The sequence below is a fragment of the Brevibacillus laterosporus genome, assembly GCF_030489605.1.
Lineage (GTDB): Bacteria > Bacillota > Bacilli > Brevibacillales > Brevibacillaceae > Brevibacillus_B > Brevibacillus_B laterosporus_E.
The window spans coordinates 81,247-95,452 of record NZ_JAUKFY010000015.1; the positions used below are offsets into that span (position 1 = coordinate 81,247).

Sequence of the window (14,206 nt, forward strand, 5' to 3'; positions counted from 1 at the left end):
CTCCTTACGTCATCTCGAAGTCATTAAAACTTCTCGTGTTGATCAATTCATATGTAATCTCTTCATCGGGATGATGTCTCAACTCAATAATGTAGTGGAAGTCAGACAGCTTGTACTCTGTCTCTCTTGCAAAAATATCAGGGTGTTCAATGACTTTAGTAGCTGGGAAAGCCATAATCTCACGCAACAAGCTGTGATGACGTTCCGTAGAGCGCATGGTTGAGACGATCCCGTCAATCAAATATACATGATTAGCTGTCATTTCATCAACGGTCAAGGAACTACGAACTGTTTGTCTTAATAAAGTTGATGAAATAAACGTCCAACGCTTATTGGAGGATACACTGGCTGCGATCATAGACTCTGTTTTACCTACCCGAGGCATTCCACGAATTCCGATTAATTGATGCCCCTCTTTTTTAAATAGCTCTCCTAGAAAATCAACCAAAATCCCCAATTCGTCACGAATAAAGCGAAACGTTTTCTTATCTTCCGCATCTCGTTCGATATAACGTCCGTGACGAACAGCCAGACGGTCAAGCATGGTAGGCGGACGCAGCTTGTTAATTTCAATATTGCTCACTTTTAACAACAGGCTACGTAAGGCTTCAATCTTATCATTGTCATCTGTGGATAATAACATTCCTCGCGTGTTGGTTTGAACACCATTAATTGTACGAATGTTGATGTTTAGCATCCCCAGAATAGAAGCTAAGTCTCCCAGCAAACCAGGACGATCCTTTATTAAGCGATATTCTAAATACCACTCAAAAAATTCCTTCTCCTCCGTGAGCATCATGTATCCCCTTTTTTCTGTAAGAACAATCCTGATTGTTCTTTCCCCGTGATAGATGGCTTTTCAACAATAGTATACCATTTGCATGTAGAAGGACAAAGAAAAAATGCAGAAAACATGCCAACGATACCAATAAAAATTCTTTTACTACACTTTATCAACGGCCTGCTCTTTTGTTTATCAATAATCATTTCTATGCGCCGTTCAACTTATTATTCCCTTATAAAAAATTCGCTTATCTTAATCTGTCTGCGGTCTTACATTCCTTCCTATAAAAAACAGCCCTTACGTTGTTCCTAACGTAAGAGCTACTTTTCCTCAAAAGAAAAATCTATTCAATTTTACCATCGCTTACAAGCTTAACCATGACGCTAGCTAGAGCGCGGCGTTGCTCGTCATCACCAGCATCCCATAGTTGTTTAAGTAAACGTTCTTGTTCGTTTTTCGGATCAACCTGATCAGCAAGGTATCCACCGATTTGATATGCTACATTTTGAATGGTATCGGAGTTCATACCAGCTTGTGTAGCTTGTTGGACGCGTTCAGATAAAAAACCTTTCCAATCACTAAAGTTATCAAGTACTGACATCCCAATCCCTCCTTAAGCACTCTTCGGACGCTTTTTCATGTCCGCTCAGAATTAGAATGCGTTTCAGTCCTCATTTTTATACAAGAAGAAGGAAAAGTTACTGAGCTTTTACATTCATGTTTTCATTTTTAGGTATGCCAGCCACCATTAACCGAAATGGTTTGACCAGTAATATACCCGGCCTCCTTTTGCAATAAGAAGGAAACCGCCGCGGCTACCTCTTCTGGTCGTCCAAGTCGTCCCATTGGAATTTCTTCGGATACAGCCTCTTTTTCTTCCAAGGTAAACCGATCCATCATCCCGCCTGAAATAGCACCCGGCGAGACTGCATTGACTGTAATGTGGTTACGTGCTACTTCTTTAGCCAATGCCTTTGTAAAACTAAGAATAGCCCCTTTTGTCATGGAATATAAAACCTCACACGATGCACCTGTCTCTCCCCATATCGAGGAGATGGTAACAATTCGCCCAAATCTAGCCTGTAGCATTGCTGGAAGTCCTTGCTGTGCTACAAAAAAGCAAGAGCCCATGTTAACTCGAACCAATTGATCAAATAATTCTGGGCTCACCTCGCTCAAGAGACCTACATGATCAATCGAAGCATTATTAACGATATACAATGGCTTCACAGGCATTTGAGTAAACATGGCCGCGACTGCATCAGGTTGAGATAAATCTGCCTGTAGCGCAATCGCCGGCACATTTTTGCTTTCACAATAGGCTAACAATACGTTTATTTTATCTTTCTGTGTGTTGTAATGAAGATACAGTGGGATTGATTCGTCTGCTAGCTTCCTGGCAATAGCTTGCCCAATCTCACCGGAAGCTCCCGTAACCAATGCCCATGCTTGCTTGTCTTTCATGTATTTCTCCTCTTCCCCGGTTGCCTATGCCTGTGAACGTACGATCGAAACCGCCATCTGACTTTCTTGGAGATGGTCATGTATACGCTTTTGTACATCCTCTAACGTAATTTTTTCTAAAGTAGGTACGATTTCAAACAAATCAATTCCATTAAATTTATAACTCGTAAATTGATTAGCGATAAATTCAAGGGAATTTAGCGATCGCAGGAAAAGTCCGATTCTTCTCCGTTTTTGCCGTTGGAACGATTCCTCATCAATTCCTCTCGCTTTTGCCTCCTTGATTTCCTGTGTGATAACGCTAACGAGCTTTTCGGGATCAGGGGTATCTCCGCCTAGAATCGTATAGCCGTAATCCGTCTCGTTGCTGTAATCAAAATCAAAGGATTCTGTAAGGAGTCCCTCGTCATAATATCTTTGGTAAAAACTGGAGCTGTTTCCAAACAGTAAATCTAGCATCAACTTTGTCGTTAGTTCACGTTTTAGCAGCTCTTCACCAAATAATTGGTTTTTCGCTTCCTTAAATCCGATGTATATTTTAGGGATTGCCACGGAAAGATGGGCTTCCACAAGCTTTTCTCCCACTTCAGACGGTTCCTCTGGGAAAATGCGCTCAATGATCGGGGCTGGTGGAAAATTTTTTGCTTGCTGATTACTACGTATCAATTCGCCAATCTGATCTTTATCAAATCCTCCCACCACAAATAACACCATATTGCTTGGATGGTAAAAGGTCTCATAGCATTGATACAGCATGTCTTTTGTGATCGGTGTAATGGTTTCAATTGTTCCAGCAATCTCGATTCGTACCGGATACTTTTGATACATGGCTTTCAACAAATTAACATATACTTTCCAATCCGGATTATCATCGTACATTTGAATCTCTTGACCAATAATTCCTTTTTCTTTTTCAACGCTTGCTTCAGAAAAATAGGGTTCCTGTACGAAATCCAGCAAGGTCTTCAAATTCTCCTCTACTTTATCCGTAGAAGAAAAGAGATAAGCTGTCCGGTTAAAGCTGGTAAATGCATTATAAGAAGCACCGTTACGGGAAAAATCCTGAAATACGTCACGATCTTCCTTTTCAAATAGCTTATGCTCCAAAAAATGGGCGATGCCATCAGGTACATTGATGGTTTCCTGGTTATTTAATCGGAAATGGCTATCATTTGAACCATAGCGGGTTGTAAAAACTGCATAGGTCTTGCTAAAGCCTTCCTTTGGCAACAAATAGACTGATAAGCCGTTTGGCAGTTTTTCATGATAGAGTGTTTCATTTAACTGATCAAATGTTACTGTTTTCACCCTATTCCCCACCCTTCTTATCGCGTAGTAGATAAATCGTATCGAGTTCAACTTTTTTAGCCACATTGACGACATCCTGCACGCTCACTTTTTCAATCTCAGACAGCAGGGTTTGTAAATCACGGTTTCTGCCGCTGATGACTCCGTTATAGGCAAAATCCACCATCATTCTACCGCTATCAAGCAATTCTTTAAATTGATTGTACAAGGTAGCTTTCGTCATATCCATTTCTTCCTGACTGATCTCGCCATTTTCCATCATCGTCATCTGTTCCTTTATGATGGCGACCGCTTTTTCATAATTATTGACATCAATACCTGACATCATCATAACGACGCCTTTATGGCTTTCCAAACGCGACACCGCATAATAAGCCAAGCTAGCCTTTTCACGTACATTTAAAAAGAGCTTGGAATGCGGGAACCCACCTAAAATCCCGTTGTACACAAGCAAGGCAGGATAATCGTCGTCTTTATATACAATATTGGTACGGCATCCTATGTTTAGCTTAGCTTGATTCACATCCATGCGATCAACAATTGTTTTTTGTTCAGTAACCTTCTTAGAGACCTGCTGAATGTTTAGATGACTTTTATGCTGGGAGGGTAGCTGAAGATGCTTCTTACATAAAGCAGTAATCTCCTCCTCCTTAACATCACCCACAACAAAGATTTCAACAGGGTTATTCGTTATGATTTGATGATAATAAGCAGTAAGTGAAGCGGCATCTAGCTTGGTAACGTTATCTACCGTGCTGAATGCTGAAATAGCATACGGTTCACCTTTAAACATTTCTTCTGTAATCCGTTGATTTGCGTATCTCATTTTATCATTAACGATGCTTTCAATTTTTTTCGTTAAGGATTTTTTCTCTGCTTCAACATACATGCTGTCAAACTGGTCGTTAACCAAATAAGGACGAGTAAGAATATCGCCAACAAACTCTATAGCGTCTTCAACTAATGATTGGCTTCCGCTTAAATATTTTTCATTTGGAACCTCCATATACAGCTGCAGGACTTGGCGCTCCCCTTTTTTGGCTACATCAACGTCAAAAATAGCTCCGTACAAATAATCAAGATGCTGACGAAGCTTTTGAGGTTCAGGAAAACGAGCTGTTGCACGCTTTAACACCATGGCAAGCAAAGCGGTTTTCGATGCATTTTCCTCAGTTAATTCCTGTTCAATATTTACGATCATCGTAATTGATTTAAACTTTTCGGTCTGTAAAATATGTAGATTCATGCCATTTACCTGAGATTTCGTAAAGGCAATCTCTTGTGCCTTTTCAGCCATATGATTCGTCTCCCTCCTTATTTACGTACCTATTTTTTATTTTACCCAAAATAGGTAGCTTTCAGCAAAATGATTACATCAAATGTATGCCACACAACTGTACTCTTATACATCGTAGCCCAATCCAACAAAAAAAGACTGATGAGCAAAAAACTCAACAGCCTTTTTCTGAAATGACCTTCCTTAAAAATCACTTGTATCCCAATCATTAAGCATCTCCACACTCGTATCGCTGGAGTCAAAGCGACCACAGTCTGGATTTAGGCAGAGAATGCCATGTAATTGATTGTCCAAAAACACATGACCATTTGCAAAACCACAGTATGGACATTCCCACATTTTGATACACCCCTTATGCCTTTTATCTCAAAGTAGTGTACCCACTCCCTGTTTAGGATATAAGTATGGATATATAAATCCTTTTTACTTAGTTGATTCGATTTCGATCGTTTCCAGATATTTAAGGAAAAAATAAGGATTAACAGCTTTACCTGTCTGATTGCTGTACAGGCCAAAATGCAGGTGAGGAGAAAACATACCTGCCGTTTCCAGCGGTCCGTACCCCGTATCTCCTACAAAGCCAATTAACTGACCTGCTTTAACATGACTGCCCACCTTTATTCCAGGAGCAAAAGCGCTCAAATGGGCATAGTACACCCGATACTTACCAGAGGAATGTGTTATATTAACTCTCCATCCCCCCATGTTATTCCACCCTAAGCGATTAATGACTCCGTTCGTTGATGAAAAGACAGGGACTCCATGAAAAGCCATTATATCAATGCCTTCATGATTTCTGCCTTGAGCATCTGCGCCCCATGTTCGTTCATCCCCGTATGTATTGTAAACCTGTTCATACCATGTCCCCTTTTGCAAGGGGAAGACACTTTGCTTAGGGGCTAAAGCTTGATCAATGTTCCCTAGATATTGCTGCTTAGATTTTTTATCTAATAGTTTCCATGTCTGTTTATACATACTAATCACTGGAATGCTCAGCTTCATTCCCTCGCGTATCTCTTCCTTTGTCAGATGAGAAGCATTCTTTATCGACGAAATGGGCACACCAAATTTTTGACTAATTGACCATAACGAGTCCCCGGCCTGTACCGTATAAGTTGCTGGAGTGGTTTTAGTAGCTACCATCGCTACCTTTGATTGTTCATTATAATTTACCTGATAGCCTAGTAATTCGCTTATCGAACGTAAGGGAACTAATATACGGCCTTCCTTTACTATGGGAGAAACATCCAGCTTATACTTTTTTCCATTCCCCCAAGCTGTTTTTTGATTCACCCTATAAGTGAATTCGTTTGTTTTTGTCTTAATAAATACTTGCTTAGTTGATGCCTGATAAGTGACCTGTGCCTTAGTAGCTTCTGAAACGGCTCGAATCGGTACCAGCATACGGTTATTCACAATTTGTGGTTCTACATCTGTTTTTAAACCCTTACCATCTACCATAAGGAAAACACGTGGCACAGAAGCAGCCTGTACTTGCATAGGGTTAATCCAGAAAATCGATAACAAGGCAGTACCCACCAGACTCCTTACTAACCATCGGCTCGTACTCCTTCGCAATCTGTTCATGTAAATATCCTCCTTATCCAAGTCAAACTTGTCCCATTATCCCATAGGTTACAAAAGGGTATCTATGCATAATTACTGGTAAAAAGTAGACTAACAAGAAAGACCACCCTTCCGAACGGAAAGGTGGCCATTGATGTTTTAAGCTATATTTATCTATCACATACATGTAGATTCTTATTAGAAATAGATAAATACCGTTTCCTAACGAGAACCTGTTTCATATGGTTCACCACTTGCTTTTGGAGCACGTGATTTACCGACGAGACCAGCAAGTACCAAGATTGTCAAGACGTATGGCAGCATGTAGATAAATTCAACTGGAATGTACTTGGTAAGCCCAAATACTTGCACAAGTGTTTTAACAGCTTGAGCCAATCCGAAGAACAGAGCTGCTCCCATAGCACCTACTGGATGCCATTTACCAAAAATCATCGCTGCAAGCGCAATAAAGCCTTGACCAGAAATTGTGTTGTGAGAGAAGTTTGATGTTGTTGTTAAAGCAACAGTTGCTCCACCCAACGCTGCCAAAGCTCCACTCAGCATAACCGCAATGTAACGAACACGATATACATTAATACCGGCTGTATCAGCGGCACGCGGATGTTCCCCAACAGAGCGAAGTCTTAAGCCAAACTGAGTTTTAAACAGTACGAACCAAACGATTGCCACTGTGATAAATGCCAAATAACTTGTAGGATATGCTTGGAACAAAGCACGACCCAGGAAAGGAATTTCACTTAAAAAAGGAATGTCCCATTTGGAAAATACAACGCTCAATGTTTTGGTTTGACCAGCACCATCAAAAATGATCTTGGTAAGATATACTGCCAAACCTGTTGCCAAGAAGTTAAGAGCAACACCACTTACTACTTGATTGGACTTAAACGTAATTGAAGCTGCTGCATGTGGCAGGGAGAAAATAATCCCACCGACACAAGCCGCGATTAAACCAATCCAAGGTGCGTACGGCGCTGGCTCCATAAAGTAAGTAACAACCGCTCCAATGAAAGCTCCCATTACCATGAGGCCTTCCAGCGCAATGTTAACTACCCCGGAACGTTCAGAAATAACACCGCCAAGTGCCGCGAAAATGAGGGCTGTGGAAAATACGATCGTGTCATGTAAGAGATCGCCACCAATGGTTAGCCATTGCATCTTTACAGCACCTCCTTCTTATTCTTCTTAGATAAAACAGGTTTTAAAATAAATCTAACAATACCATGAGCTGCAACGAAGAAGATGACAGAGGCAATTACCACACGAATTAATTCTACCGGTACGCCTGCACCCATTTTCATTCCATTTGCTCCAAAGGACAATATTCCAAATAAAATAGCTCCCAATACTACCCCAATTGGAGTATTACCACCAATTAATGCAACTGCGATTCCATCAAAACCATAGCCAGGCTGAGCGGCCATAATCGCTTGATAATGGAACACCCCTAGAATTTCAGCGGCTCCGCCCATACCAGCCATACAACCTGAAATAAACATAGCTTTAATAACGTTATTATTTACATTCATACCAGCATATTGAGCTGCATGCGGATTAAAGCCTGTCGCGCGAAGCTCAAAGCCCGTTTTTGTTTTCCAAAGAACAATAAAGAAAAGGACGGCTAAAACAAGAGCAAGTAAAGTTCCCCAATGCATACGTGCGCTTTCAAACATTTGAGACAGCCAGTCAATTGCAATAGACGCTGATTCCTTAATATCTTCAGAACGCTGTTGTCCTTCTGGAACCAATGTAGTCACCAGAATAAAGTTCACCATATACAAAGCAATCCAGTTCATCATGATTGTAGTAATAACCTCGTGGACACCGCGTGCAGCTTTTAGCCAACCTGCAAAAGCCGCCCACAGGCCACCGACAATTGTACTAACAATAATGGTTAGTGGCGCATGAATATAGGCAGGTAAGTCCAGCTTTACACCAAGGTAAACGGCTGTAACCATACCCATCATGAATTGACCCTCTACTCCGATGTTAAAAAGTCCTGTACGGAAAGCAAAGGCAACAGCCAATCCGCTAAAAATCAAAGGGGTAATCTGGCGTATCGTTTCACCAAAATTATAGGCGTCACCAAATACTTTCTTAACCAGAGAACCATAGGCTAACAATGGATCAAATCCACCTGCTAGCATCGCAATCGCCCCGACGATGAGTCCAAGCAGAATCGCAACAACAGGAACGATGAAAGAATCCTTCGTAAAAATCTTAAACACACTATTCATCCTGTTCGCCTCCTTGAATGCGTTTTCCACCTGACATCATCAACCCGAGCTCTTGTTCACTCGTTGTTTTCGGATCAACAATACCAACGATTTCACCTTCATAAATAACAGCGATACGATCGGAAACATTGCGGATCTCATCTAGCTCAAACGAAATGAGTAAAACGGCTTTTCCTTTATCGCGTTGTTCAATTAGACGCTTATGAATAAATTCAATCGCACCTACATCCAGCCCACGTGTCGGCTGAGCTGCAATCAACAGATCAGGATTTTTGTTCACTTCACGTGCAATAATCGCTTTCTGTTGGTTACCCCCTGACAAAGCGCGTGCTAATGTATGTATCCCCGGCGTACGTACATCGAATTCTTCAATTAGTTTTTCGGCATGTTTGTTAATCGCATCATAATTCAAGAATCCATTTTTATTAAATTCAGGATGGAAATAAGTCTCTAGAACAATGTTTTCAGCCATGCTAAAGTCGAGAACTAAACCATGCTTATGCCGATCTTCTGGTATATTAGATAGTCCTGATTCAGAAATAAAACGCGGAGTTTTATTGGTTAAGTCCTTACCATTTAAAGTTACTGAGCCTTCCTGACACTTACGCAGCCCCGTTAACACTTCAATCAATTCAGACTGACCGTTACCGTCAACTCCCGCAATTCCAAGAATTTCTCCAGCCTTAACATCAAAGCTGATTTTATTTAGAGCATTAACTCCACGATTACCCATTGCTGTTACATTTTTCACAGATAGACTTGCTGCTTTAGGATTAGCAGGCTTTTTCTCTACAGCAAACGTTACGTCACGCCCCACCATTTTGGAAGCCAATTCATCCGGATTCGTATCTTTAATAGCTAAAGAATCGATAGTTTTACCACGGCGAATAATGGTGACACTATCACAAATTGCCATAATCTCTTTTAACTTATGGGTGATTAAGATAATCGTTTTTCCTTCTTTAACCAAATTACGCATAATCTCTATTAACTCGGAAATTTCCTGCGGTGTAAGAACAGCCGTTGGTTCGTCAAAAATGAGGATATTAGCTCCGCGGTACAAGGTTTTAAGAATCTCGACACGTTGTTGCATCCCTACTGAGATGTCTTCAATCTTTGCATGCGGGTCAACCTTGAGCCCATACTGTTCAGATAGTGCTTGTACCTTTTTAGCCGCTGAATTGATATCTATCTTCAAACCATTCTTTGGTTCTTTTCCTAGAATAATATTTTCCGTAACGGTAAACGGTTCGACAAGCATAAAGTGTTGGTGAACCATTCCAATACCCAATTCGTTAGCAACATTTGGACTGGTGATTTTCACTGGTGTTTCATTTAGTAAAATCTCACCCTCATCAGGCTGATACAACCCAAATAGAATATTCATTAGAGTTGATTTACCAGCACCATTTTCACCTAGGAGCGCGTGAATTTCGCCCTTTTTTACTTTAAGTTGAATATTATCATTTGCAATAATTCCTGGAAAGCGCTTCGTTATTCCGCGCATTTCTACTACAGTTTTTACATCTTTCATTTCACTCACCCCGTTTTTCTGGGTAATAATACACAAGTAACTCTGCACAAGGCAACAACAAGGCTAGTCATGAAACTAGCCTTGTTGCTTATTTTCTTCAACAAATAAAATAACTAGATCAATTACTTAACAGCTTTTTCTGGAACTTTAATTTCGCCACTTACAATTTTTGCTTTAAATTCATCAACTTTTTTCAAAACTTCAGCCGGCACATTGATAGTAGAAGTAGATGCTAAGCCTACGCCGTCTTCAGCGATACCTAGGTTAACAACTTTTCCACCTTCCCATTTGCCTTCAGCCATATCTTTGGAAACTTTGTAAACAGCCTCGTCTACTTTTTTCACCATAGAAGTTAAAGTGATTTCGTTACCAAAGTTAAGAGATTGGTCTTTGTCTACACCGATAACCCAAACGTTTTCGCCTTTTTTCTTACGATCAGCAGCTTCGTTGAATACACCGTCACCAGTAGCACCGGAAGCATGGAAGATGATATCTACGCCACGCGCATACATACCAGCAGCGGTAGATTTACCTTGGTCAGGTTTGTCAAACGCACCTGTGTAGAGCGAAATGATTTCAACATCAGGCTTAGCTGCTTTTACACCAGCAAGGAAACCAGCTTCAAAACGTTCGATAACAGGAATTTTAACACCGCCTACGAAACCAACCTTTTTGGTTTTCGACATTTCAGCAGCTACAACACCTGCCAAGAAAGCACCTTCTTGCTCTTTGAACAATACGGATGCTACGTTTGGAGCATCAACCTGCGCGTCAATGATCGCTAATTTCGCATCTGGGTTTTGATCAGCAATTTTCTTAATTGGTTCAGCCATCATGAAACCAATACCCCATGTCAGATCCCATTTTTCCTTAACAAAGTTGTTCAAGTTTGGTACGTAGTCAGCATCGCCATTACTTTGAGCATAGTTTGTTTCAATGCCTGTGTCTTTGTTTAGTTTCTGTAGAGCTTCCCATGCACTTTGGTTAAAGGAGTTGTCGTTAACACCGCCAACGTCAGTAACCATACCAACCTTTGCAGAAAGTTTCTTTTCTGCCGCTGGAGAAGCGCTTTCTTTACTAGGCTCAGTTGGTTGAGCTTTACCGCAACCAGTTAGCACCAGTGAAAGACTCAGGGTTGCCACGGAAAGAACAGATAGGATCTTTTTCATTGCTTGTGATACCCCCAATTATCAGTTTTTATGTAGACAAGAAAATATCAGACGATCAAATTGGGTGATTATTCAGGAGCTTGGAGAGGCACTTCATAAATAAAAAACGATAACTTTTTTATTTTGTTCTCTACCAATTCCTATTAAGGAAAAAACACCCATTTTCGACATGAATCCAATATTTTCGCCAGCCCGTAGAAATTTTACCCCATGTAAGAAGCGATATGCAAGCGAATTTTTTATTCTATCATTCGGAATATGTTAGTTTTCTTAATCTTTAACATAAAAACCTTTTATGAGATTTGTGATTCAGTTGATGGTCTTGGAATTCGTACCTCGCGTGGTTTACTCCCTTCGTACGGACCAACAACTCCTTGGGCCTCCATCATATCTATGAGCCGAGCAGCCCTCGTATAGCCAACACGCAGTCTTCGTTGCAATAGAGAGGCTGATGCGGTCTGAGCTTCTGCCACAACCTGAACGGCCTGATCATACATTTCATCGTCCATGACCATTTGTGGCTCCTCGCTTATTTCCTCGGGAATCATTTCTTCGCTGTATTTTGCTTCCTGCTGTTCCTTCACAAAGGATACCACATCTTCTACTTCCTTATCTGCAACAAAAGCCCCTTGTACACGGGTTGGTTTGGAGGCTCCCATAGGTAAGAAAAGCATGTCTCCCCGCCCAAGTAATTTTTCTGCGCCTCCCATATCTAAAATTGTTCGAGAATCGGCCATAGACGAAACTCCGAAGGCAATTCGCGATGGAATGTTCGCCTTTATCACACCCGTAATAACGTCAACAGAAGGACGCTGAGTCGCAATTAAAAGATGAATTCCAGCTGCGCGAGCCATCTGAGCTAGTCGGCAAATGGCATCTTCTACCTCTCCTGGAGCTACCATCATTAAATCGGCCAGCTCGTCCACTATCACAACGATATAAGGCAGGGGAGCTGTATATTGCCCTTGTTCTGCGGTTTTCACCATCTGATTGTACATTTCTATGTTGCGACAATTCGATTTGGAGAACAAATTGTAACGTCTTTCCATTTCTGCCACTACTTTTTTCAAAGCTACAGAAGCACGTTTTGGATCAGTTACAACAGGCGCCAGCAAATGTGGTATACCATTATAAACATTAAGTTCTACCATTTTCGGATCTATCATCATTAATTTCACTTCGTTCGGTTTTGCGCGCAATAAAATACTCATAATAATCCCATTAACACATACTGATTTACCACTTCCTGTAGCTCCAGCCACCAATAAATGGGGCATTTTTGCTAAATCTGCCAAAATTGGCTCTCCAGAAATATCGCGTCCTAAAGCTACAGTTAATTTGGCTTCTGAATCTTTGCATTGTGGACTTTCTAAAACTTCTCGCAGTGTCACCAAAGAAATCTCACTATTTGGAACCTCAATGCCTATAGCAGATTTGCCGGGTATAGGAGCCTCAATTCGAATGTCTTTTGCTGCTAAGGCTAAGGCTAAGTCATCGGTTAAACTTACGATACGGCTTACTTTTACCCCTGTAGCAGGCTGTACCTCATAACGTGTTACGGCTGGACCGCGATGGATTTCAGAGACAATAGCGCTCACACCAAAGCTTTTCAGCGTTTGCACTAGCTTAGCTGCATTTGAGGCATGATCTACGTCTTTTTGTTGACCTGTGTTCTTCGGTCTTGAAAGCATGGATAAATCAGGGATTATATAAGTACTTTCAAGCTGACTATCCTCTGTTTGAAAATTTACCGTCACATCCGGCAAATCTTCTCCTTGAGAATCGGCCTTTGTTTTAATCGTAATCTTGGCTGATGTTTCTGTTTTGTTTGGCAGCTTTGTCGTTTCCTGCTCTGGAAGAGTCTCTACTCGCTCTGTGAAATCTCTTATCACGGGCGAGACCATCGCTGGTTCACTATTTATTTGCTCTTCCCAAGGGACACTGTTATCTACAATCACTGGCGGTGGAGCCTCTATCGAACTGGCATGCTCCAAGTTTGACCCATTTCCGAGCTTTTCCTCAGATTTCTTCTTTTCTTTTTCTTCTTGTAAAAGCTGCATGGATTCTTTAACAGATTGCTTTATTTTCATATAACCCGCGGACAGCTTTCCTCGGATGATATTAAACAGATCAACATAGGAAACCTGGAAGATAAACATGATGCCGATCAAAAAGAAAAGGCCAACAACAAGACCTGTTCCAACTGTGCCAATTAACGCATTGGTTACTGTAAATAAAACAGCTCCGATCATTCCCCCGCCGACGCTTACAGTCGACACTCTCTGCTTCTGATCCTCTAAAATTCTCTCCCAGGTGAGCTGAATCATATTTTGATCAAAACGTCCATTACCGGATAAAAGCTCATATAACAGCAGATGGTCCCATAATAGAATTCCCATGAAAATGATGAAAAAACCGAACATTCTTGGACTCATTCTGGGGAGTTTTCGAACGAACATCATATAGACAGAAATCACAATAAGGGCAACAGGTATCAGAAAATCCCATGATCCTGCAAACATGCGAAATAAAAAGGAAAGGACTCTTTGACCTAACCAACCACTCTCCAAAAGACCGATCACACTGAGACAGATTATAATAAGACCAATCAGTTCCAGCTTAATGATCGAGGCCCATGCCGATGGGGATGTTTTTCTCTTTCTTCTACTCATGGCACGCTTGCCTCCTTTACGTATGATTACTTTTGCTTTTCCAGTCCCCTTGTAACATTCCCTTTTGACAGCGAGAATCCCTGCTTTAAGGGAACAAAAACAGCCGGAGTTGGTGCGTCCGGCTGTTTTTGTTATCTTAATTAGTATACCACAGGAA

At 41.1% G+C, this 14,206-nt stretch carries 12 protein-coding genes; all 12 read right to left on the reverse strand.

From position 1 onward, the window contains the following. Positions 1–4: 4 nt before the first annotated feature. Complete coding sequence (locus QZ995_RS16210) at positions 5–796, reverse strand: DUF3388 domain-containing protein (RefSeq protein ID WP_018670903.1); 792 nt, start codon at positions 794–796, stop codon at positions 5–7. A 331-nt stretch (positions 797–1,127) separates the two neighbouring features. Then, the gene (locus QZ995_RS16215; RefSeq protein ID WP_031413761.1) at positions 1,128–1,385 is read right to left on the reverse strand and encodes a DUF3243 domain-containing protein; all 258 of its coding nucleotides are present in this window, start codon (positions 1,383–1,385) and stop codon (positions 1,128–1,130) included. Between the two features lie 128 nt (positions 1,386–1,513). Beyond that, positions 1,514–2,248, reverse strand: coding sequence for an elongation factor P 5-aminopentanone reductase (gene ymfI / locus QZ995_RS16220; RefSeq protein WP_301808853.1), 735 nt, complete (start codon positions 2,246–2,248; stop codon positions 1,514–1,516). A gap of 24 nt (positions 2,249–2,272) precedes the next feature. After that, complete coding sequence (gene yfmH, locus QZ995_RS16225) at positions 2,273–3,556, reverse strand: EF-P 5-aminopentanol modification-associated protein YfmH (RefSeq protein ID WP_301808854.1); 1,284 nt, start codon at positions 3,554–3,556, stop codon at positions 2,273–2,275. Between the two features lies 1 nt (position 3,557). Beyond that, positions 3,558–4,853, reverse strand: coding sequence for an EF-P 5-aminopentanol modification-associated protein YfmF (gene yfmF, locus QZ995_RS16230; protein WP_301808856.1), 1,296 nt, complete (start codon positions 4,851–4,853; stop codon positions 3,558–3,560). 183 nt (positions 4,854–5,036) lie between these two features. Then, positions 5,037–5,192, reverse strand: coding sequence for a hypothetical protein (locus tag QZ995_RS16235; RefSeq protein ID WP_301808857.1), 156 nt, complete (start codon positions 5,190–5,192; stop codon positions 5,037–5,039). An 84-nt stretch (positions 5,193–5,276) separates the two neighbouring features. Further along, positions 5,277–6,440: a stalk domain-containing protein gene (locus tag QZ995_RS16240; RefSeq protein ID WP_301808858.1), complete on the reverse strand. Its 1,164-nt coding sequence runs from the start codon at positions 6,438–6,440 to the stop codon at positions 5,277–5,279. A gap of 201 nt (positions 6,441–6,641) precedes the next feature. After that, on the reverse strand, positions 6,642–7,595 hold the full coding sequence (locus tag QZ995_RS16245) for an ABC transporter permease (protein ID WP_301808859.1): 954 nt from the start codon (positions 7,593–7,595) through the stop codon (positions 6,642–6,644). Positions 7,596–7,597: 2 nt separating this feature from the next. Continuing rightward, entirely contained in the window at positions 7,598–8,674 is a 1,077-nt protein-coding gene (locus QZ995_RS16250) for an ABC transporter permease (protein ID WP_301808860.1), read from the reverse strand. After that, positions 8,667–10,208 carry an ABC transporter ATP-binding protein gene (locus QZ995_RS16255; RefSeq protein WP_301808862.1) on the reverse strand — a complete coding sequence of 514 codons (1,542 nt, stop codon included), beginning with the start codon at positions 10,206–10,208 and terminating at the stop codon, positions 8,667–8,669. Before QZ995_RS16255 ends, QZ995_RS16250 begins: the two co-directional genes overlap by 8 nt. Before the next feature lie 122 nt (positions 10,209–10,330). Continuing rightward, positions 10,331–11,377 (reverse strand): BMP family lipoprotein, encoded by a 1,047-nt coding sequence (locus QZ995_RS16260; protein ID WP_301808863.1) that lies wholly within the window; start codon positions 11,375–11,377, stop codon positions 10,331–10,333. A 293-nt stretch (positions 11,378–11,670) separates the two neighbouring features. Then, positions 11,671–14,049: an FtsK/SpoIIIE family DNA translocase gene (locus QZ995_RS16265; RefSeq protein WP_301808865.1), complete on the reverse strand. Its 2,379-nt coding sequence runs from the start codon at positions 14,047–14,049 to the stop codon at positions 11,671–11,673. Positions 14,050–14,206 lie beyond the last annotated feature (157 nt).

Excerpts from the sequence above, each read along its gene's own strand:
- QZ995_RS16210 (WP_018670903.1), bottom strand. The coding sequence starts at position 796 with ATGCTCACGGAGGAGAAGGAATTTTTTGAGTGGTATTTAGAATATCGC.
- QZ995_RS16215 (WP_031413761.1), bottom strand. The coding sequence starts at position 1,385 with ATGTCAGTACTTGATAACTTTAGTGATTGGAAAGGTTTTTTATCTGAA.
- ymfI (WP_301808853.1), bottom strand. The coding sequence starts at position 2,248 with ATGAAAGACAAGCAAGCATGGGCATTGGTTACGGGAGCTTCCGGTGAG.
- yfmF (WP_301808856.1), bottom strand. The coding sequence starts at position 4,853 with ATGGCTGAAAAGGCACAAGAGATTGCCTTTACGAAATCTCAGGTAAAT.
- QZ995_RS16235 (WP_301808857.1), bottom strand. The coding sequence starts at position 5,192 with ATGTGGGAATGTCCATACTGTGGTTTTGCAAATGGTCATGTGTTTTTG.
- QZ995_RS16240 (WP_301808858.1), bottom strand. The coding sequence starts at position 6,440 with ATGAACAGATTGCGAAGGAGTACGAGCCGATGGTTAGTAAGGAGTCTG.
- QZ995_RS16245 (WP_301808859.1), bottom strand. The coding sequence starts at position 7,595 with ATGCAATGGCTAACCATTGGTGGCGATCTCTTACATGACACGATCGTA.
- QZ995_RS16250 (WP_301808860.1), bottom strand. The coding sequence starts at position 8,674 with ATGAATAGTGTGTTTAAGATTTTTACGAAGGATTCTTTCATCGTTCCT.
- QZ995_RS16255 (WP_301808862.1), bottom strand. The coding sequence starts at position 10,208 with ATGAAAGATGTAAAAACTGTAGTAGAAATGCGCGGAATAACGAAGCGC.
- QZ995_RS16260 (WP_301808863.1), bottom strand. The coding sequence starts at position 11,377 with ATGAAAAAGATCCTATCTGTTCTTTCCGTGGCAACCCTGAGTCTTTCA.
- QZ995_RS16265 (WP_301808865.1), bottom strand. The coding sequence starts at position 14,049 with ATGAGTAGAAGAAAGAGAAAAACATCCCCATCGGCATGGGCCTCGATC.